The organism is Xanthomonas sp. CPBF 426 (genome assembly GCF_903989465.1).
GTDB lineage: Bacteria > Pseudomonadota > Gammaproteobacteria > Xanthomonadales > Xanthomonadaceae > Xanthomonas > Xanthomonas euroxanthea.
Genome location: NZ_LR861805.1, coordinates 423,345 through 444,130, shown reverse-complemented (window position 1 = coordinate 444,130; position 20,786 = coordinate 423,345). Strand labels below are relative to the sequence as shown.

The following is a 20,786-nucleotide window of genomic DNA, read 5'->3' as shown; positions in this document are numbered from 1 at the left end:
CATACCCCGATTGAATCGCCCGATCGATCCGCCCTGGCGATCGAATTTGAGTTCCCGATAGGCTCAAACATTGCAACGTCGCCCGCAGCCCGGGCCGTGCAGCTCTTCACGCTCCAAAAAGGTTTGATGTTCGAATATGTTCGAACATGACAACTTGGGTTCGCTCCTGCGCGCCCGGACGGAGACACCGATGGGCGAGACATACGATCTTCTGGTGATAGGCGGCGGCATCAACGGGGTCGGCATCGCCCGCGATGCGGCCGGGCGTGGCCTGTCGGTGTGCCTGTGCGAGCAGGACGACCTGGCCGCGCATACCAGCAGCGCCAGCACCAAGCTCATTCACGGCGGCCTGCGTTACCTGGAGCAGTACGAGTTCGCGCTGGTCGGCAAGGCGCTGGCCGAGCGCGAAGTGCTGCTGCGGCTGGCCCCGCACATCATCTGGCCGCTGCGCTTCCTGCTGCCGCATCAACCGCATCTGCGCCCGGCCTGGATGATTCGCGCCGGTCTGTTCCTGTACGACCATCTCGGCGGCAGCAAGCGCAGCCTGCCGCGCTCGCGCCGGCTGTCGCTGCGCACGCACCCGGTCGGCCAGCCGCTGCAGGAATCGCTGCGCACCGGCTTTGTCTATTCCGATGCCTGGGTGCAGGACGCGCGGCTGGTGGTGCTCAATGCGATGGACGCCGCCAGGCGCGGTGCCCAGATCCGCACGCGCACGCGCTGTGTCGGTGCCTGGCGCGATGCGGGCTTCTGGTACGCCGAACTAGAAGACCGCGACGGCCGCCGCCGCAACGTGCAGGCGCGCGCGCTCGCCAATGCGGCCGGGCCGTGGGCGGTGTCGTTCCTGGACAAGGTCGCCGCGGTGCCGCACAAGCACGCACTGCGCCTGGTCAAGGGCAGCCATATCGTGGTGCCAAAACTGTTCGACCACGACCATGCGTACATCTTCCAGCAACCGGATCGGCGCATCGTGTTCGCCATTCCGTACGAGCACGACTTCACCCTGATCGGCACCACCGACGTGGATTACCAGGCCGACCCCGCCGCGCCCAGCATCGATGCGGCCGAGGTGCAGTACCTGTGCGAGGCGGTGAACCTGTATTTCCAGCAGCAGATCAGCCCTGCCGACGTGGTGTGGAGCTATAGCGGCGTGCGCCCGCTGCTCGACGATGCCGAAGACAACGCCGCCGAAGTCACCCGCGATTACCAGCTGGAAGTGCTGACCGACGGCGCACCGTTGCTCAACGTCTTTGGCGGCAAGCTGACCACCTATCGCAAGCTGGCCGAAGAAGCGGTCGACCGCCTGACCCAGGCACTGGGTGCCCGCAAGCCGGCATGGACCGCGCGCGGCGATGCATTGCCCGGCGGCGAACAGCGCGATATCGCCAGCCTGCTCGAACGCGTGCGCACGGCACGCCCGTGGCTGCCGGCACCCACCGCGCAGCGGCTGGTGCGCAACTACGGCACCTGCGCGGAGCAGCTGCTGGGCGATGCGCAGGATATCGCGGCATTGGGCACGCACTTCGGTGCCGATCTGTACCAGGCCGAGGTGGACTACCTGTGCGCCCACGAGTGGGCCGTGACCGCCGACGACATCCTGTGGCGCCGCAGCAAACTCGGTCTGCGCATCGACGCGGCTGGGCGCGCGCGCCTGGAAGCGTACCTGCAGACGCAATCGGTCCGGCAGGCGGACGTCGTGCCGGCCTGATCGAACCGCGTTGCCGGCGAGGACGGGTCGTTCGGCAACGTATCCTGGCGCATTCGCCGGCATCATCCTGAGTCACGTGGAGGGCACCCCCAGATGAGCATTACCCAGCACCCCTGCGCGCCGATGCGCGCATCGCACCACCCTGCCTGCGTCGCCGCCATCGGCACGGGGTCGCGCGCATGAGCCGCCAACTGGTGGGTGAGTTGATTTCCGAAGCGGTGGCGATGTTCATCATCATCGCGCTCGGCGATTCGGTCGCGGCCATGTACGTCCTCTACGATCCCAGCCCGTACCAGAACGCCTATTGGGGCGTCTGCATCGCCTGGGGCCTGGCGGTGACGCTGGCGATCTATGTCACCGGCTCGGTGTCCGGCACGCATGCCAATCCGGCAGTGACGCTGGCGCTGGCACTGTTCCGCGGGTTCTCCTGGAAGAAGGTGCTGCCGTACTGGGGCGCGCAGGTGATCGGTGCGTTCCTGGGCGCGGCCATCGTCTACCAGTTGTATGGCCCGGTGATCGACCACTACAACCAGGTGCAGCAGCTCACCCGCGAAGCCGGTGGCGCCGCCGGGGTGTTCTTCACCGCGCCCGGCCTTGCGGTCACGCCGATGCATGCGCTGGTCGACCAGATCATCATCACCGCGTTCCTGATCTTCGGCATCTTCGCCATCACCGAGCAGTTCAACGAAGCTGCGCCGACCGCCAATTCCGGCGCGCTGATGATCGGCCTGCTGGTGGCCACGCTGGGCGCATCGATGGGCTATCTGGAAGCCTGGGCGATGAATCCGGCGCGCGACTTCGGCCCGCGCCTGTTCGCCTATCTTGCCGGTTGGGGCGAAGCCGCCTTGCCGGCCAAGGACAACTACTGGTGGATCCCCATCGTCGGCCCGTTGATCGGCGGGCCGATCGGCGCACTCGCCTACCAGTGGCTGATCCTGCCGTTCCTGCCGGCACGCGTGCGCCATCTGCAAGGCGGCAAAGCGCCGCTCGATCCGCGCTGACCGCGTTGCTGCACGACTGACAGCACCGCGCCGCTGTCGAGCAGGCCCCGGTTTCCTTGGCCTCTCGAACAGCGGCGTGCATTGCCCACTTTCTCGCCGTGCGCCAACGCCGGCATTGTTCGAGGAATCTCCGATGGAAAAGCAATACGTCCTTGCGATCGATCAAGGCACCACCAGCTCGCGCGCGATGCTGTTCGATCGCAACGGCAAGGTGGCCGGCGTGGCGCAGCGCGAGTTCGGCCAGATCTTTCCGCAGCCGGGCTGGGTGGAACACAACCCGCGCGAGATCATGACCAGCGTCTACACCACGATCACCGAGCTGCTCAACAATGCGCAGATCGATGCGCGCTCGATCGCCGGCATCGGCATCACCAACCAGCGCGAGACCGCGGTGGTGTGGGACAAGGCCACCGGCCAGCCGATCTACAACGCCATCGTCTGGCAATCGCGGCAGACCAAGGACATCTGTACGCAACTCAAGGAGGCCGGGCACGAGCAGATGGTGCGCGACAAGACCGGCCTGCTGATCGATGCGTATTTTTCCGGCACCAAGGTCAAGTGGATCCTGGATCACGTCGACGGCGCCCGCGAACGCGCGCGCAACGGCGAACTGGCCTTCGGCACCATCGACAGCTGGCTGATCTGGAATCTCACCGGCGGCAAGGTGCACGTCACCGACTACACCAATGCATCGCGCACCTTGATGTACAACATCCACACGCTGGAGTGGGATGCCGAGCTGCTGGCCATGCTCGACGTGCCGAAGGAGATGCTGCCGGAGGTGCGCTCGTCCAGCGAAATCTACGGCATGACCCAGACCCAGTATTTCTATGGCGAGCAGGTGCCGATCGCGGGCATCGCCGGCGACCAGCAGGCGGCGTTGTTCGGCCAGGCCTGCTTCGAACCGGGCATGGCCAAGAACACCTACGGCACCGGTTGCTTTGCGCTGATGAACACCGGCGACAAGGCGGTCGCGTCCAAGGCCGGCCTGTTGACCACGATTGCCTGGGGCATCGACGGCAAGGTCGAATATGCGCTGGAAGGCTCGATCTTCGTCGCAGGGTCGGTGGTGCAATGGCTGCGCGACGGCCTGCGCATGCTCGGCAAGGCCAGCGACTCGCAGGCCTATGCCGAACGCGCCGGCGACAACGACGGGGTCTATCTGGTGCCGGCCTTCGTCGGCCTGGGCGCGCCGTACTGGCGCAGTGATATCCGCGGCGCGGTGTTCGGGCTGACCCGCGGCACCACCAAGGAACATTTCGTGCGCGCGGCGGTGGAATCGATGGCGTACCAGACCCGCGACGTGTTGACCGCGATGCAGGCCGATTCGGGCATCGAACTGAAGGAACTGCGCGCCGACGGCGGCGCAATCGCCAACGATTTCATGGCGCAGTTCCAGAGCGACATGCTCAACGTGCCGGTGCTGCGCCCGGAAGTGGCCGAAACCACTGCGCTCGGCGCGGCCTATCTGGCCGGCTTGGCAACCGGGTTCTGGAGCAGCCGCGAAGAGATCGCCAAGCAGTGGGCGGTGGATCGCCGCTTCGAGCCGACCATGGCCGAGGACAAGCGCGAACAACTGTATGCCGGCTGGCAGCAGGCGGTGGAAGCGACGATGGGCTTCCGTATCAGCTGACCGTTGCCATCGAGACGACGACGCCCGCCATCAGGCGGGCGTTGTCGTTTTCGTCAACCACGTGCATGGTTGTTACGCCCTGCACGGATCACGCATTGCAGAGCTGCACGCTGCAGTCCTGCAACGCAGCAGCGATTACTGCCCGCCGGTATTGGCGCGGCCGGCAATGGTGTCCGGATCCCAGTGCTCCTTGATCAGGCCCTTTTCGATGCGGAACATGTCGAACCAGGTGGTGGTGTAGGTCTTGCTCGGATCGCGCGGATCCGGCAGCGTGCGCACCGACACCAGCGTGACCAGGTCACGGTCGGCGGTGATGGCCACCAGCGGCAGCTGCACGCGTTCCTGCACCGGTGTCGGCGGCACGAACGCGGTCAGGAACGCGATGAAGGCATCGCGGCCGTTCGCCACGTTCGGGTTGTGCTGGATGTAGTTCTTGTCCATGTATTTCGGCGCTTCCTGCACCTGCCCGGCCTCGAACACGATGCGCCAGAAGTCGTAAACCAGCCGCTTGTTGACAGTCTCGGACCAGGTGGAGCCGAGCAGCATCTTCTGGTGGTTGGGATTTTCGGTCACCGCGGTCTGCGCGAACGCAGCCACCGGCGCTACCAGCATGACCAGTAGCAAGGCGCGGGAGAACAGCTTATTCATGGAAGACTCCTTATGTGGAGACGGGCGCTACGCTGGCTGGAACGCCAGCACGGTGCGCCGCTGATTGGGGGAATGACGCGCCTTGGCAGACAGGGTTTCTACGCGTCGCCGCCAGCCTAACGGCCGCGTCTGCTCGCCCGCTAGCCGCCCTGGAGTGCACCAGGGCACTTCCGGCATTGGTGGTAATCCATAGGTAACCACTGCGGCCGAATTCTCAGGCGCACACGGGGAATCTCCGGCAGCGGTCATGGCCACACTTACTCCGGCAGTTCCACCAGTGGCAGGCCGGCGTAGTTTTCAGCCACCGTGGTGCGCCCTGCCTCGCTGCCCAGCAGATACTCCAGCTCCGCGGCATGAATGCGTGCGGTGAACGCGTCCTGGTCGGCGAAGGTATGCAGCAAGGTGGTCATCCACCATGAAAACCGTTCGGCCTTCCAGACGCGTTGCAGCGCCAGCGCCGAGTACCGTTGCAGCACCTCGGCATCGCCACGCGCGTTCCAGCGCTCGAACAATTGCGCAAGCAGGCCGACATCGGCCAGCGCCAGATTCAAGCCCTTGGCGCCGGTGGGCGGCACGATATGCGCCGCGTCGCCGGCCAGGAACAGGCGCCCGCACTGCATCGGCTCGGCGACGAAGCTACGCAACGGCGCAATGCTCTTCTCGATCGATGGCCCGGTGATCAGTTGCGCAGCCAGCGTCTCGGGCAACCGCGCACGCAATGCATCCCAAAACGCCTGGTCGCTCCATGCCTCTACCCGCGCATCGGCCGGTACCTGTACGTAGTAGCGCGAACGCGTCGGCGAGCGCATCGAACACAACGCGAAGCCGCGCGGGTGCTGCGCGTAGACCAACTCGTCGTGGACCGGCGGGGTGTCGGCAAGCACCCCAAGCCACCCGAACGGATACACCCGCTCGAACAGGCGCAGTCGCTCGGGCGGAATGCTGGCGCGGCTGATGCCATGGAAGCCGTCGCAGCCGACGATGTAGTCGCAGTCGATGCGCTGGCGCCGGCCCTCATGGGTGAACTCCACCGCGGGTGCGTCGCTTTCCACCCCGCACAGCGTCACGTCCTGCGCGCTGTAGTACGTCGGCGCAGCGCTGCGTGCACGTGCCTGCATCAGATCGGCAGTGACCTCGGTCTGGCCGTAGACGGTGACGCTACGTCCGCAACCGCGCAGCAGGTCGATCCGCTCCCGGCGGCCATCCAGCGACAGTTCGAAGCCGTGATGCGGCAGGCCCTCGCGCTGCACGCGTTCGCCAACCCCTGCCCGCTGCAACAGCGCCACACTGCCCTGTTCCAGCACGCCGGCACGAATCCGCCCCAGCACGTGGTCCGGCGTCTGCCGCTCGATCACCACGGTGTCGATGCCGGCCCGCAGCAACAGCTCGCCCAGCAACAGGCCGGACGGGCCGGCGCCGATGATCGCGATTTGGGTTCGCATGCAATGCTCCTGCCCCAGCTGACGGATGCAGGCCAGTGTGGGTAGCCAAGCGCGTGCAGTGAAGGGATGATTGCGCGCAGTGCTTGGACTTTTCGACGATGCCCAGACGCGCGCACGCCATTGCTGCAGCCACCGCGGTGCCCGCCTTCGGCCTGTACGGCGAGCAGCACGCCGACACACCCGAGTTGTTGCACTGGGAGTCGATTGCCGCACGCAGCCGGCTACATGACTGGCACATCGCTCCGCACCGGCACGAGGACCTGGCACAGTTGCTGTACGTGCAACGCGGGCCGGCGACGCTGCAGCTGGATGGCCGCAGCCAGCGCCTGCGTGGCGCGCGCGTGATCTGGCTGCCGCCGCTGTGCGTGCATGGCTTCGGGTTCGATCCGCGGGTGCGCGGCCACATCATCACCTTGTGCATGCCGCTGGTGCGCGACGCCTTGAGTGCTGCACCGCTGTTGCAGGCTGCCCTGACCATCCCGCAGGTCCTGCGCGCACAGCGCGCACGCGGGCTGCTCGACGTGCTGTTCGCCAGCATTGCCGACGACCATGCCTGCCGACGCGTCGGCCATGAGGCCGCATTGCACGCCGCCGCAGCGCAGTTGTTGATCTGGACCGCCCGCACGGCGCTGGAACACGCGCAGGATGCCGCTGCGGTGAGTCCGTATGCCGACCCGGCACTACGCCATCTCCGCGGCTATCAGGCCTTGATCGACCAGTACTACCGTGCGCATTGGCCGGTCTCCCGCTATGCCCAGCAATTGGGCCTGACGCCGGGCCATCTCAATGCGTTGTGCCAGCGACTGGCCGGCGCCTCGGCACTGCAATTACTGCAGCGCCGCATCATGCTCGAAGCCCGCCGCAGCCTGCGCTACACCAGCCTGAGCGTGCAGCAGATCGCCGCGGACCTTGGATTTTTCGACGCTGCGTACTTCAGCCGCTATTTCGTACGTCACACCGGCTGTTCGCCGACGCGCTTTCGCGCTGGCGATTAAGAGCGGCTTATCTGCGGCCTGGTTGCAGGGTTTTCAACAAAGTAACCAGCGGACTGTCCGGTGCGGTGTCCTCGCCGATTGCCGGACCGTGTGGCGGCATGGATGCCGCCACCGAGCTCCCGGGGATGGGTTCACGGCGTGTCCCGCGAGCGGTGAAGGCAGCGCGCACTCGATGCTGTCAGTTTGCTGCAGGGCCCTTGCCCGCCCACCATCGCGGGACACGCCGCAAGTACGTCCTTGTAGGCTCCGGCGCGGCATCCATGCCGCTCAGGGTCCCGCGACGGTGAGCGGGCAAGGACCCAGGCGAGATGGTCGGTGTGCAAGGCTAAGAGCCGTGCTGGATGCGCCTTGTTCGACCATGGAGCATCGGCTCCACGTCTGATGCACACCGCACGAGAGACAGCTTTTCAGATGAGTGCCGGCCAACTGTCTGGTGCGGTGTCCTCGCCGGTTGCGGGACCGTGTGGCGGCATGGATGCCGCCACCGAGCCCCCCAGGGACGGGTTCACGGTGTGTCCCGCAAGCGGTGAGGGCACCGCGCCCTCGACGCCGCGAGTGTGCTGCTTGGCCCTTGGCGCAGTCGGTCGCCCACGCCGGTCAGAACGGGTATTGCGGCACTTCGTTCTTGATCGTCAGCCACTGCCAGTGGGTGTACTGCTCCCAGTCGGCCGGCCCGCCGACACTGGTGCCGTTGCCCGAGGCACCGGTACCGCCGAAGGGGTTGATGACTTCGTCGGACACGGTCTGATCGTTGATGTGCAACAGGCCGGTATGGAGCTTGTCGCCCAGGTTCATCGCGCGCGACACCGATGCCGACAGGATGCCGGCGGCCAGGCCGTACTCGCCATGGTTGGCCAGTTCCGCGGCTTCTTCGTCGGTGTCGAACACGGTGATGTTGATCACCGGCCCGAAGACTTCCTCGTCGAATGCACGCATGCCCGGACGCACGTTGGACAGCACCGTCGGCGCATAGAACAGGCCTTCGTTGCTGGCACCGGCTTCCACCACCGCACCGGCGGCGACGCTGTCGTCCACGATATCGATCACACGCTGCAGCTGGCGCTGGTCGATGATCGGGCCCAGTGCCACGGTGCCGCTGACCGGATCGCCAACCGGCAGATGCCTGGCCTTTTCAGCCAGCCGCTGGGTCAGCGCATCGGCAATACCGCGCTGGACCAGCACGCGGCCGGTGGCCATGCAGATCTGCCCTTGATGCATGTAGGCGCCGAACGCCACGGCAGAGGCCGCCCTGTCCAGATCGGCGTCGTCGAGCACGATCACCGCGTTGTTGCCGCCCAGCTCCAGCGATACCTTCTTCAGGTGCCGGCCCGCGATCTCGCCGATGCGTCGCCCGGCAGCGGTGGAGCCGGTAAAGGCAATCATCGGGACATCCGGCGATTCGACCAGCGCCTGGCCGATGGCGGCATCGCCGTGCAGCACGTGCAACAAGCCCTTCGGCAGGCCCGCTTCCTCCAGCACCTGCGCGATGACCACGCCACCGGTGTACGGCGTGCGCGGGTCGGGCTTGAGCACCACCGCATTGCCCATCGCCAGCGCCGGAGCCACCGACCGCAGCGACAGGATCAACGGGAAATTGAACGGGGAAATCACCGCGATCACGCCCAGCGGCAGATGCCGGGCCAGGCTGAGCTGGCCGGCGCCGGTGGGCAGCACCTGGCCGACGGCCTGCAGCGGCAGCGCCGCCGCCTGCTGATAGAACACCACCGACTCGTTCACTTCGCGCTGGGCCTTGGGCAGGATGCCGCCGGTCTCGCGCGCGATCAGCAGCGCCGCTTCCGCACTGCGTGCTTCCATCAGCTGCGCGGCACGGTGAAACACGGCAGCGCGCTCACGCGGCGTCGTGGCTGCCCAGGCACGTTGCGCTTTTTTCGCCAGCGCCACGGCAGCGGCGACATCGGCCAGATCGGCCTTGCCGACTTCGTGCAGCAGCTTGCCGGTGGCCGGTTCGATGATCTGCGCGGTGCCGCCGTTGCCGGGCACCCAGTCGCCATTGAAGATACAGCCATGCCACGCCGGGACGGACGACGCGGCAATCGCGGTGTTGGGGAGAGCGTTCATGGTCTAGCCTCCTGCTGAGGGGGTGGTGTTACAGGGTGGTGGACGCCAGCCCGCCATCGACCGGCAAGGTGATGCCGTTGATCCAGCGCGCAGCATCGGAGGCGAGAAACACGATGGCCTCGGCCACCTCGTCGGCGTACGCCGGACGCGTCATGCGCTTGGCGTCTTCCTTGACGCGCTCCTCGCCGAGCATGGTGACGAAATCGCCGAGAATCGGCGTAAACACCGGTCCGGGCGCGACGTTGTTGACGCGCACGCCATGCTCGGCGAACCAGGGCCGCGACTGCAGCAGGGTCCAGACGATCAGCGCTTCCTTGAAGTACTGGTAGCAGGTGTCGTGGCTCACCGGATGCGCCTGCAACCACGCAGTGCCGGACGCAAAGCTGTCGGTGGCGGCCAGCTGCTTGTGCAGCTCCAGGCGTTGCGGCCATTCGGCGCCCAGGATGGAGGCCACGTTGATGATGGAACCGCCAGGCGTCATGCGCGGCAGCAGCGCCTGGCTCAAATGGCGCAGACCCAGGTAGTTGACGCGCGCCACGACATCCAGCGGTGCGGTGCCGGGCACGCCGGCCACGTTGGCCAGCGCGTCGATGCGCTCCGGCAAGGCCTGCACCAGCGCATCGATGGACGCCGGATCGCCAAGATCGGCCTGGTGGAACCCGTGCAGCGACATCTGCACCGGCGTGCGATCGACGCCGATCACCCTGGCACCATGGAAACGGGCCAGGCGCGCCACTTCGGCACCAATGCCCGATGCCACGCCGGTGACCACGATCGTCTTGTACTGCAAATTCATTGCCACTCTCCGAAGAGGCCGGCCGTACCGGCGCTAGAACACATGGACGTACTGCAGGTTGACGTTGTTGCCGGAGGCAGCGTTCTTGACCTCCACCGGCAGATACACATTGGCAAACAGCATGTTGTTGGCATCCATCCGCCACACGCCGCCGGGGCCGGCATAGAACACGCGTTGACGGGTGTCGGCCACGCGCTGCCCGTTGGTGCGGTTATCGCGGAACTGGGTGAGGTAATAGGCATTCACGCCAAGCCGGATGTCGGGCACCACTTCCCAGGACGTGGCGAAGTTGATCCAGCCCGCATCGCCGGCCTGGCCGTTGCGGAACGCAAAGCCTGGCGGCAGGTTCGGACGCCGCTCGCTGCGGAAGTTGTAGATGTAGTTGATGCGTGCGCTGACTTCCCAGTTGGGCGTCGGGAACACGGTGAACGCATATTGCGGCACCAGCGACCAGTAGCCGGCGTCCTGATTGAGATCTCGGTCGCGGTCGAACTTGCCGGTCGGCGCGATCGCATTGATTTCGAAACGCTGCGAGAACACCGGCCTGCCATTGCGGATCACCGGCAGCATCTGCAGATAGGGGCCAAAGGTCAGGTCACCCACACCGGCGCCGTTGTCGCGCAAGCTGGCAATGCTGTTGCGCCCGAACGAGGCATCCAGGTTGATCAGCGGCAGCAACGTATTGATGCCCACTGCGCCGCCAAAGAGCTTGTACGGCGTGACATAGGCGACCTGGGTCAGCAGCAGGGTCGAATCGATGCGCGGGCGATCGAATACCGGCACATCGTTGCCGCGGGAATCCTTGATCGCATCCAGTGAGCTCCGACGCAGATAGGTAATCACCGCCCAGCCGGGCGTGGTGCGGGTGAAGCCGTCCAGGTAGCTGGTACCGCCGGTATTGATGCCATTGGTCAGCGTCGTACTCTGCGGCAGGTTTTGCGCCCCGGCCGTGCCGGCAGCAAGCAGCGCCACCATGGCAAGCGCTGCGCGGCGCAGCGGCGACACGCGGGAAGACAACCCAGACAGGACCGATCGATAGTTCACTGCAAACATCTCCAACACGGGGAGGGACAGCGGACACTGCGGCGGGACAACGGTCAGGCAGGCGCGATCGACACGCCGGCGACAGCGCGTGCAAAGCTCAGGTGGAAAGCGGGCCGTGCGCCTGCACGGCAGTTGCGGATTACGCGGTGTCCAGACGGTCCAGCCGGTCGAGTGCGCGCAGCAACGGCGCCTCGCTGCTGCCAAGCACCACGCTGAGTTGCTGTTCCATGCGCAGCACTTCGGCCTCGGCGGCGCTCAGCAGGGTCACACCGGCGGTGGTCAGCGACAGGTGCTGCATGCGTCGGTCCTGGCGTCCCCGCACCTGCCGCAGCAGGCGGCGCTTGACCAGGCGTGCCACCACGATCGCCAGGTTGGGCGCCGACACGTGCAGCACATCGCCGATCTGGCGTTGGTTGATGCCCGGGTTTCCGTCCACCAGCATCAGCAGCGAGAAGTCCACCGGCTTGAGATCGAACGCTGCCACGCAGTCCTGAAACATCCGCCGCACCAGCAACTCGGTGCGGGTGATGCGGTAGCCCAGCAGCCGCAGCAGGCGCGCCTGATCCACCGTGGTGACGGCATCCGGCGGCAGGGCGGCATTGGCAGTGACGGACATGACGGTTCTCGCAGCGAAGACGACGGGCGGACCGGTGCGCGCAACGCACACTGCCCGCAACGCCGGTCCGCGGCGTGAGCTGCATTGTAGACGCGCTCAGGCATGCCGAGGGGGGCGTGGCCCCGTCGTGCAGGCAGGCCACAGCATGCAGGTGCCGGTCCAGCGCCAGCACAGGGCGGCCGTCTGCGGCGGCAGGCAGGTGTGGGAAGCGACGGTCATCCAGGCACGGCTGAGACATGGGTTCCAGGTCGGCAAGTGATTGCGTTCCGGAATAGTTATGGATCATAACTACATTGCCAAGCTGCAGCGCAGCATGGTCGCGCTCGCCAGGCTGACCAATGCGCCTGGTGGTGGTGCGGCAACCGGCTTGCGGCCGGCGCGCCGGGCACGGGTGCGTGCGGTGTGCCGGGCCTGGCAGCGGTAGCGGCAAGCACGAGGACAACGCTGCGGTTGTCACCACGCGACGCTTGCGCATCCAGCCCAATCACCCAGCGGGATTCCTCAACTGGCGTGGCGCTCGCTCGATGCATCTGCGTGCCAGCTAGGCCAACTGCTAACTGGTGGCCTACGGGTTACGAATTACCGATTACGGCAACCACAGCTTCTCGAGATCGCGGAAGCCCCAGTCGGTGGGGCTTTCCATCTGTGCGATGCGGTCCTGGCAATCCGGCCGCGACAGATCGATATCCTGCACCAGCACATGGCTGCGCAACTTGGCCGAATAGAACACGCGGACCTTGGGCTTGAGCAGCGCATCGGCGGTCTGCTCGATCACCACCGCCAGTCTCTGCGACTCCAGCCGCACCAGCGAGCCGACCGGATAAATCCCCAGCCGGCGCACGAAGGCCTGGAACACCACCGGGTCGAAATGCCCCTGCCACGACGCCATGCGCTTGAGCGATTCGGCCGGATCCCAACCGCGCTTGTAGGGGCGGTCGGAGCTGATGGCGTCGTACACATCGCACACCGCGCCCATCCGCGACATCAGTGAGATGTCCTCGCCCACCAGGCGGTTCGGGTAGCCGCTGCCGTCCATTTTCTCGTGATGGTGCAGCGCGATCTCCAGCACCACCGCGTTCTGCACGCCGCCGGCCACCAGCAGGCGATGACCATCCAGCGGATGCTGGCGCATGACCTCCATTTCGTCGTCGGTGAGCTTGCCCGGCTTGTTGAGGATGTCCAGCGGCGTCACCGCCTTGCCCATGTCGTGCAGCAGGCCGCCCATGGCCGCCTCGACGACCTGCCCTTCGGGCAAGCCGAGCTGGCGCGCCAGCCCGCTCATCAGGCCGGCCACCGCCATCGAATGCAGATAGGTGTAGTCGTCGGCGGTCTTGAGCCTTGCCACGCTGATCAGGGCCTGCGGATGCCGCAGGACCGACTCGTTGATGGCTTCCACCAGCGGCATCGCCGCCTCGGTGTCGACGGTACGTCCAAGCCGCACGTCGCGGAACATCGCCTCGACCGTGTCGCGCCCGTCTTCGAAGATCTTGCGTGCGCGCACCACTTCGGACTCGATGCCGACCTGCGCGGTGACGCTGTTGGTGCGTGCGGTGCGCGTGGCGGTGGGCGGCTCGGGCGTCGGTGATGGTGGCGGTACCGCCGGCTCGGGCTCCGGGTCCGGTGCGTCCGGCGCCGCCGTTTCCAGATCCAGGCCACGCGCGGTATCGATCACCAGTTGCTCGATCCGGCTGCCATGGATCTTCTCCACGTCATCCGAATCGACCAGGAACGAGGTCTTCCAGAACGGATGGTGCACCCACGCGCCCAGCAGCTTGTAGACATACATGCCGGGGCGGAGTTGATCGGAGTCGATGGTTCTGAGCATGCCGGCGCTGATCTGCAAATGGTCCGCGGAAGAGCCCGCCACAACGATGGAGGGTCTGTCGGGGTATCGGCAGTGCGCAGCATTTCTTTGGCCCGGTCGACCTCGCTCGGCTGCGCGACAACCGCCAGCCGGGCAGTTCAGCGCGCCGGCAGGCGCATGCCCAGCACGGCGATGGCCGCAAGCAGCAGCGGCACGCTGCAGGCCAGGTACAGGGCCGCCGGCGACCAGCCCGCGTCCACCAGCAGGCCCACGCACAGCGGCGAGGCGATCGCGCCGAAGCGGCCCACCCCGATCGCCCAGCCCATGCCGGTGGAACGCACCGCCGCCGTGAAGACCACCGGCGCCACCGCATACAGCCCGGCGATGGCGGCAAACAGCGCCGCGCCGCTCAGCACCGCGATGACGAACGCCCAACTCAGCACGGTGTTGTAGAGGCCAAAGGCCAGCAGCGCCAGCGCCGAGATCCCCAGCGCGCCGGCGGTCAGCCGCGACAGGCGCGCACGTGCGGCCAATGCGCTGAAGACCGCCCCGCCGGCAATGCCGCCCAGATTCAACAAGACGCCACCGGTCACGCCCTGCGCCGCCGACAAGCCGGCCACGACCAGCAGCTTCGGGGTCCAGCTGAGTACGAAATAGAACGCGAACATCAGCAGAAAGAACGCCAGCGCGATCAACAGCGACTGCCGCCGCAGTGCCGGCACGAACAGGGCCGCATAGCCCTGCGCCCGATTGGGAATCTGCGGCGGTGACGGCAGTACCGCATGCGGCAGCATGCCCATGCGTGCGAGCACCGCGTTGAAGCGTGCAGCTGCATCGGGCGGGCGCCGCGCGATCAAGAAATCCAGCGACTCGGGCAAAAACGCCAGCACCAAGGGCACGCACAGCAGTGACCCGAGCGCACCGAGCACAAACACCGCGTGCCAGGACCATTGCTGCAACAGCAACGCCGCGATTGCGCCGCCCAGCGTTGCGCCGATCGGGTAACCGGTGGCCTGCAGCGCCAATGCCGTGCTGCGCCACCGGGCGGTGGAATACTCGGCAGCGATGACCGCAACGCAGGCCAGCATGCCGCCGATGCCGATGCCGGTGAACGCACGCAACGCGCCGAGTTGCCACACGCCGGTGGCCAGCGCCGAGGCGCCCATGCCCACGGTCAGTATCGCCAGGCAGGCCAGGATCGTCGCGCGCCGCCCGATGCGGTCGGCCAGCGGCGCCAGCAGCAACGAACCCGCCGCCATGCCAACCAATCCGGCACTGAATAAGGCCCCGAGCAGCTTGCCCGACAACTGCCATTGCGCCGACACATGTGGGGCGGTGAAGGCCATCGCCATCACATCGAAACCATCGAGCATGGTCAGCAACACGCACACCGCCACCGCCCTCCACTGGAACGGCGTCATGCGTTCCAGTACGAAGGGTGCAGGTGTCACGGCGCTCTGGGTCATCGGGTGATCCTGGTGTAGGAATGGCAGGTGCGTTGGCAGCTGCATGCGTGGCCATGCGAGCGTGCAGGGGCAGCACGACGAAGATGCGGGCAAGCCTCGAAGCAGCAGCGGCACTCGACAATGCATCGGCACTGCAACGCAGCACGAGCGCCGCGTTGCAAAACGTCATCGGCACGCTAGGCCGATCGCAGGGGACGTTCAATACAACCGCACGCACTGGTGTGCGCTTATCGAACAGGCTGGCAGAGCGCTTCGCCTGGCTCGCCATGCATTCGTTGAGGTGTCTGCATGGCGGCACCCGGGGTATGCGGATTGCTTGCACGGACACGATCGACCTCGCGCCTACTGCTGCAGCGCGTGACCTGGCGTGCGATCGGACCGGGTAACCGCCACGTTCGTCTGGTCCGGAGTGCGAAGCGCATTGCTGCACTCGTCGCGCAGGCATGGCATGCAAGATTTCGCGGTAGCGAACTTGAACGACGCTAGATGCGCATGACTGCAAACCTCCACACGCAGTGCAACTCGATCCCTTCGGAGCTCCAGCAAACATTCAGGCGTAGCCCCACCGGTTCTGGCGTCGGTCGTTTCAACACGCCGCGCCGCTGCGTCATCCACGGCCACAGCCAGACAGGTCATTTGCCACGCCAGCGCTTGCCGCATGCGACAGTCGCCCCGCTATCATGCCGGCAGTGCCCGCACCGGGCGGCACGCCGACATGCTGGAGATCATCGTGACCCCGATTCGCTCGTTCCTGGACCACACCCCGCAACTGGGCGCACGCGTCTATGTCGACCCTGCCTGCACCATCATCGGCAAGGTGAGCCTGGGCGATGATGTATCGGTGTGGCCGGGCACGGTGATTCGCGGCGACGTCAATCATGTGCAGATCGGCGCACGTACCAACGTGCAGGACGGCACCATCATCCACGTCAGTCACCATAGCCCGTTCAACAAGGCCGGCTACCCGACGCTGATCGGCGCCGACGTCACGGTTGGCCACGGCACCATCCTGCATGCCTGCACCATTGAAGACCTGTGCCTGATCGGCATGGGTGCCTGCGTGCTCGACGGTGCCACCGTCAAGCGCTACGGCTTTGTCGGTGCCGGGGCGGTGGTCGGCCCGGGCAAGATCGTCGGCGAAGGCGAATTGTGGCTGGGCAATCCCGCGCGCCTGGCCCGCACCCTCAGCGACAAGGAAATCGAAAGCCTGCATTACTCCGCTCAGCATTACGTGCGGCTCAAGGATCAGTATCTGGGCGGCGCCAGCGCGGGCTGAATCCGGGTCCCCGCCCTGCGGCTGCAGGCCAGCATCGGCCCTCTGCGACACGGGTACACCGCCTTCGAGCTGGATGCACCTGCCGCAGACGCCCGTGGCCTGCTGCTGGCAGGCCGACGCGCAGAGAGATGACGGCAGCAACGCGCCGCGCGCGCGTATCCCCTGGCCGCCCGGGATGCGGCGCAGCTGCAGCCAGCCGCGGGTTGCATGGCGGCGGGGTTGCATGGCGGCAAGGACGCCGGTGACCTGGCGCCGCTTACGGCCGCGTGGCCTGCTCCAGTGCCGTCAACGTGGCCAGCGCCTGGGCGCGCGAAGCGCCGCACATGTCCTCGGACGGGCGCAGGCTGGCGCACACCGCCGGCCGCGTCGGCAAGCCGAACAGGCGGCACCGGCCCCGGCCATCGAGCTGCACGCAGGGCACGCCCGCCGGCTTGCCCTGCGGCATGCCGGGGATCGCCGAACTGATCGACGGGGCAATACAACAGGCCGCGCAGCCGGCGCGGCACGGGAAGTCCATGCGCATGCCATCAGTGTAAACCGCCGCGTCCTCCGGGCCGCGGCGGCGCCGGGGTTAGAGAGGTGGCGGCACGTAGCCGGACAGGCGCACGTCGAAGAAGGCCTGCACCGCAGCGAGATTGCTCTTGGCCTGGATGTCCGCGCCCACGTCGTAGCTCATGCCCAGCACATCGTCATCCGGCCAGCCGGGGCCGAAGCACCACTGCGTGCTGGGGATATTGTTGGCCTGCAGATGGGCCAGCATCCGGGTGGTGGCGACCTCCGCGCTGTGGTTGTCGGCCGGATAGCCATGCTCACCCAGATAGCCGCGTTTGCCGGCATGCTGCAGGGCTTCGATGAAGGGCGCCACCATCTCGATGCCGGTGTCCGGCTTGACCACCTCGTTGCGCCCGCCGGGCCCGACCCAGTTGCCGCCGCCAGCTCCGTCGCTATCCAGGTAGTTGTGCGCTTCGTAGACGATGCGGTTGTAGGGATCGGGGATGTCGAACAGGCCCATCGAGTCCTGCTGCCAGAGCCGGGCACTGGCATAGCCGTTGCCGCACACGAACACGAAGTGGTCGCGGTCGCGATCGATGATGGTCTTGCAGCACGCGGTGGCGGTGTTCTGCCAGTGCGCCGCCATCGACAACACGCTGCCATCGGCGTTGCGCTCCTTTCCCTGGTATGGCTCGTTCATCACGCCCCAGCCGAACACCGCCGGGTGTTGCCTGAAGCGGTTGACGATGCGTGCCCACAGGTCGGGCAGGCCGGCCTCGTTGTAGAGCGTGCACCCCGGCGTGCCGATCACGCGGTATTCGTAGAGCTTGAGCAACTGGTCGCGGCGATCGAAATAGCCCTGGTAGCCGAAGCTGCGCAGCGGATAGGTGTCGGCCCAGACCTCGGCTGCGGCCGGGTTGTCGACGCGGTTGCCGCGTGCATCGACAAGCGTGCCGCTGGCGTCGCGCCGGTAGCCGGACTTGGCGGCCACCCGCTGCGGCAGGCGCATGTAGTCGTGCAGCTCCACGATGGCGCGCTTGCCGCGTGCAGCGATGTGGTCCAGTGCGTCCTGGACCTGGCGGCAGTAGGTCTCGTTCAAGGCCACGCCCTGCCCACGCGTGAAGCGCGCGGCGGTGGTCGGCAGCCGGAACAGCGGGCAGGCCCCGGCGGCAGCCACGTGCTGCGCGGTGATGGCGCGGTAATGCGTGCCGATCTCGGCATTCTCCACATAGCTGTTGGAGGCCAGGCCCGACAGGTTCAGGCCCGCGAACGGCAGGGTGGCGCTCTGCGCGGCCGCGCGGCCGCCCCACCCGAGGCCCGCCAGCGCCGCCGCCCCGGCTGCACCCTGCAGCACGCGACGGCGGGTGATGCCGGCCGTTGCCGCCGGCGTCTGGTCGATGGGATGCGACGTTGCCGCCGTGCGGCGTGAATGAGGATGGTCGGACATGGGCGCCTCCTGCGGTGCCGTTGGTGAAGATCCTTGGCGGTGCTGCTCCCCCCATTGGCCGCACCGGTCTAGGGACAATCCTGCCGATGTCCCGGCGGCGCGATCTGCGCTCCGGTTCGCACTCCGGGCACTGCATGCGCGCCCGCATACGTTTACATCGCATTACATGCCGGGTCGACGACGTGATGCAGCGGGAGCCGGGGCGCGTGTTCACGTGCAGTGCCGGCCGGCGCTGCTGCATTTCCGCGTGCGCTGCGCACGATGCCCTCGCCCGCCCGCCAGCACGGCGTGCATGCGCCCGCGTGCTACCGTGCCAGATCACCGGAACGCGCCGCGACCGTTGCAGCAGCAACAGTTGCGACGCGGTCTAATTGCCAGCCACCGCTCGCCAATCAGCCGTCGACTTCGCCATGCCCGAGTACCGCTCCAAGACCTCCACCCACGGCCGCAACATGGCCGGCGCCCGCGCACTGTGGCGCGCCACCGGCATGCGCGATGGCGACTTCCACAAGCCCATCATCGCCATCGCCAACTCGTTCACCCAGTTCGTGCCCGGGCACGTGCACCTGAAGGATCTCGGCCAGCTGGTCGCGCGCGAGATCGAACGCGTCGGCGGCGTGGCCAAGGAGTTCGACACCATCGCCGTGGACGACGGCATCGCCATGGGCCACGACGGCATGCTGTATTCGCTGCCCAGCCGCGAGATCATCGCCGACTCGGTCGAGTACATGGTCAACGCGCATTGCGCCGACGCGCTGGTGTGCATTTCCAACTGCGACAAGATCACCCCCGGCATGTTGATGGCCGCGCTGCGGCTCAACATCCCCACCGTGTTCGTCTCCGGCGGGCCGATGGAAGCCGGCAAGACCAAGCTGGCCGAGCACAAGCTCGACCTGATCGACGCGATGGTGATCGCCGCCGACGACAGCGCCTCCGACGAAAAGGTGGCCGAGTTCGAGCGCAGCGCCTGCCCCACCTGCGGCTCGTGCTCGGGCATGTTCACCGCCAACTCGATGAACTGCCTGACCGAAGCGCTGGGCCTGTCGTTGCCCGGCAACGGCACCGTGGTGGCCACGCACGCCGACCGCGAGCAGCTGTTCCTGCGCGCCGGACGCGTGGCGGTGGAGCTGTGCCATCGCTGGTACGGCGGCGAAGATCCCACCGCCCTGCCGCGCGGCATCGCCACCTTCGAAGCGTTCGAGAATGCGATGACGCTGGACATCGCCATGGGTGGTTCGACCAACACCATCCTGCATCTGCTTGCAGCGGCGCAGGAAGGCGAGGTGCCATTCGGCATGCGCGACATCGACCGCCTGTCCAAACGCGTGCCGCAGCTGTGCAAGGTGGCGCCGAACACGCCCAAGTACCACATCGAGGACGTGCATCGCGCCGGCGGCATCATGGCCATCCTCGGCGAGCTGGCACGCGGCGGTTTGCTGCATACCAACGCCGCTACAGTGCACGCACGCACGCTGGCCGATGCCATCGCGCAGTGGGACGTCACCCAGACCGACACGGAAACGGTGCACACGTTCTACAAGGCCGGCCCGGCCGGCATCCCCACGCAGATTGCCTTCAGCCAGGCCACACGCTGGGACAGCCTGGATACCGACCGCAGCGAAGGCTGCATCCGCGATGTCGCCCACGCCTTCTCGCAGGAAGGCGGCCTGGCCGTGCTGTACGGCAATATCGCCCGCGACGGCTGCGTGGTGAAGACCGCAGGCGTGGACGAATCCATCCACGTGTTCGAAGGCAATGTGCGTGTCTTTGAGAGCCAGGATTCGGCGGTCAAGGGCATCCTCGCCGACGAAGTGAAGGCCGGCGATATCGTGGTGATCCGCTACGAAGGCCCCAAGGGCGGCCCCGGCATGCAGGAAATGCTCTACCCCACCAGCTATCTCAAGTCCAAGGGCCTGGGCAAGCAATGCGCCCTGCTCACTGACGGCCGCTTCTCCGGCGGCACCTCGGGCCTGTCGATCGGCCACGCCTCGCCGGAAGCCGCCGCAGGCGGCGCGATCGGGCTGGTACGCGACGGCGACAAGATCCTGATCGATATCCCGAATCGTTCGATCAACCTACTGATCTCGGACGAGGAACTTGCCCTGCGTCGCACCGAGCAGGATGCCAAGGGCTGGAAGCCGGTGGAGGTGCGCCCACGCAAGGTCACCACGGCGCTGAAGGCGTATGCGTTGCTGGCGACCAGCGCGGACAAGGGTGCGGTGCGGGATAAGGCGCTGTTGGACGGGTAAGCGATAGCAGCGATAGCACCAGCGCCGGCTCTTCGGACGCATGCGTCCAGCGCACCGGCAACGGGCCGACCCTACCCCCCAAGGCAGCAAGCG

General features: G+C 66.7%; 16 protein-coding genes. 6 read left to right on the top strand and 10 right to left on the bottom strand.

Going from position 1 to position 20,786, the window contains the following annotated elements:
* Window positions 1–190: 190 nt before the first annotated feature.
* The 3 genes from glpD (at window position 191) to glpK (ending at window position 4,339) form a co-directional block, all read left to right on the top strand.
* Entirely contained in the window at window positions 191–1,705 is a 1,515-nt protein-coding gene (glpD, locus tag H7A87_RS01885; RefSeq protein ID WP_119129470.1) for a glycerol-3-phosphate dehydrogenase, read from the top strand.
* Window positions 1,706–1,884: 179 nt separating this feature from the next.
* Window positions 1,885–2,706 (top strand): MIP/aquaporin family protein, encoded by an 822-nt coding sequence (locus H7A87_RS01880; RefSeq protein WP_104650579.1) that lies wholly within the window; start codon window positions 1,885–1,887, stop codon window positions 2,704–2,706.
* A gap of 133 nt (window positions 2,707–2,839) precedes the next feature.
* Complete coding sequence (glpK, locus tag H7A87_RS01875) at window positions 2,840–4,339, top strand: glycerol kinase GlpK (protein WP_104583856.1); 1,500 nt, start codon at window positions 2,840–2,842, stop codon at window positions 4,337–4,339.
* A 135-nt stretch (window positions 4,340–4,474) separates the two neighbouring features.
* Here glpK and H7A87_RS01870 read toward each other — a convergent pair whose 3' ends face one another.
* Entirely contained in the window at window positions 4,475–4,987 is a 513-nt protein-coding gene (locus H7A87_RS01870; RefSeq protein ID WP_119129370.1) for a nuclear transport factor 2 family protein, read from the bottom strand.
* 257 nt (window positions 4,988–5,244) lie between these two features.
* On the bottom strand, window positions 5,245–6,429 hold the full coding sequence (pobA, locus tag H7A87_RS01865) for a 4-hydroxybenzoate 3-monooxygenase (protein ID WP_119129369.1): 1,185 nt from the start codon (window positions 6,427–6,429) through the stop codon (window positions 5,245–5,247).
* 98 nt (window positions 6,430–6,527) lie between these two features.
* Between pobA and H7A87_RS01860 the strand changes: the two genes are divergently transcribed.
* Window positions 6,528–7,424 (top strand): helix-turn-helix domain-containing protein, encoded by an 897-nt coding sequence (locus H7A87_RS01860; RefSeq protein WP_119129368.1) that lies wholly within the window; start codon window positions 6,528–6,530, stop codon window positions 7,422–7,424.
* Between the two features lie 597 nt (window positions 7,425–8,021).
* On the opposite strand, the gene H7A87_RS01855 is transcribed toward H7A87_RS01860, so the two are convergent.
* The 6 genes from H7A87_RS01855 to H7A87_RS01830 all read right to left on the bottom strand — a co-directional run bounded on the left by H7A87_RS01855 (window position 8,022) and on the right by H7A87_RS01830 (window position 15,229).
* Window positions 8,022–9,503, bottom strand: a complete 1,482-nt coding sequence (locus tag H7A87_RS01855; RefSeq protein WP_104650575.1) for a benzaldehyde dehydrogenase — start codon at window positions 9,501–9,503, stop codon at window positions 8,022–8,024.
* Between the two features lie 28 nt (window positions 9,504–9,531).
* Entirely contained in the window at window positions 9,532–10,299 is a 768-nt protein-coding gene (locus H7A87_RS01850; protein WP_119129367.1) for a coniferyl-alcohol dehydrogenase, read from the bottom strand.
* Window positions 10,300–10,332: 33 nt separating this feature from the next.
* A complete protein-coding gene (locus H7A87_RS01845; RefSeq protein ID WP_119129469.1) occupies window positions 10,333–11,274 on the bottom strand; it encodes a transporter in 942 nt (313 codons plus the stop codon).
* A gap of 208 nt (window positions 11,275–11,482) precedes the next feature.
* Window positions 11,483–11,959: a MarR family transcriptional regulator gene (locus H7A87_RS01840; RefSeq protein ID WP_104583863.1), complete on the bottom strand. Its 477-nt coding sequence runs from the start codon at window positions 11,957–11,959 to the stop codon at window positions 11,483–11,485.
* Between the two features lie 586 nt (window positions 11,960–12,545).
* Window positions 12,546–13,784 (bottom strand): HD-GYP domain-containing protein, encoded by a 1,239-nt coding sequence (locus tag H7A87_RS01835; RefSeq protein ID WP_119129468.1) that lies wholly within the window; start codon window positions 13,782–13,784, stop codon window positions 12,546–12,548.
* Window positions 13,785–13,921: 137 nt separating this feature from the next.
* Window positions 13,922–15,229 carry an MFS transporter gene (locus tag H7A87_RS01830; RefSeq protein WP_119129366.1) on the bottom strand — a complete coding sequence of 436 codons (1,308 nt, stop codon included), beginning with the start codon at window positions 15,227–15,229 and terminating at the stop codon, window positions 13,922–13,924.
* A gap of 730 nt (window positions 15,230–15,959) precedes the next feature.
* Here H7A87_RS01830 and H7A87_RS01825 point away from each other — a divergent pair.
* Complete coding sequence (locus H7A87_RS01825) at window positions 15,960–16,505, top strand: gamma carbonic anhydrase family protein (protein WP_026064577.1); 546 nt, start codon at window positions 15,960–15,962, stop codon at window positions 16,503–16,505.
* 256 nt (window positions 16,506–16,761) lie between these two features.
* Here H7A87_RS01825 and H7A87_RS01820 read toward each other — a convergent pair whose 3' ends face one another.
* Window positions 16,762–17,028, bottom strand: a complete 267-nt coding sequence (locus H7A87_RS01820; protein ID WP_104650573.1) for a YkgJ family cysteine cluster protein — start codon at window positions 17,026–17,028, stop codon at window positions 16,762–16,764.
* 48 nt (window positions 17,029–17,076) lie between these two features.
* Window positions 17,077–18,444, bottom strand: coding sequence for a cellulase family glycosylhydrolase (locus H7A87_RS01815; RefSeq protein WP_119129365.1), 1,368 nt, complete (start codon window positions 18,442–18,444; stop codon window positions 17,077–17,079).
* A gap of 410 nt (window positions 18,445–18,854) precedes the next feature.
* Between H7A87_RS01815 and ilvD the strand changes: the two genes are divergently transcribed.
* Window positions 18,855–20,693 (top strand): dihydroxy-acid dehydratase, encoded by a 1,839-nt coding sequence (gene ilvD, locus H7A87_RS01810; protein WP_119129364.1) that lies wholly within the window; start codon window positions 18,855–18,857, stop codon window positions 20,691–20,693.
* Window positions 20,694–20,786 lie beyond the last annotated feature (93 nt).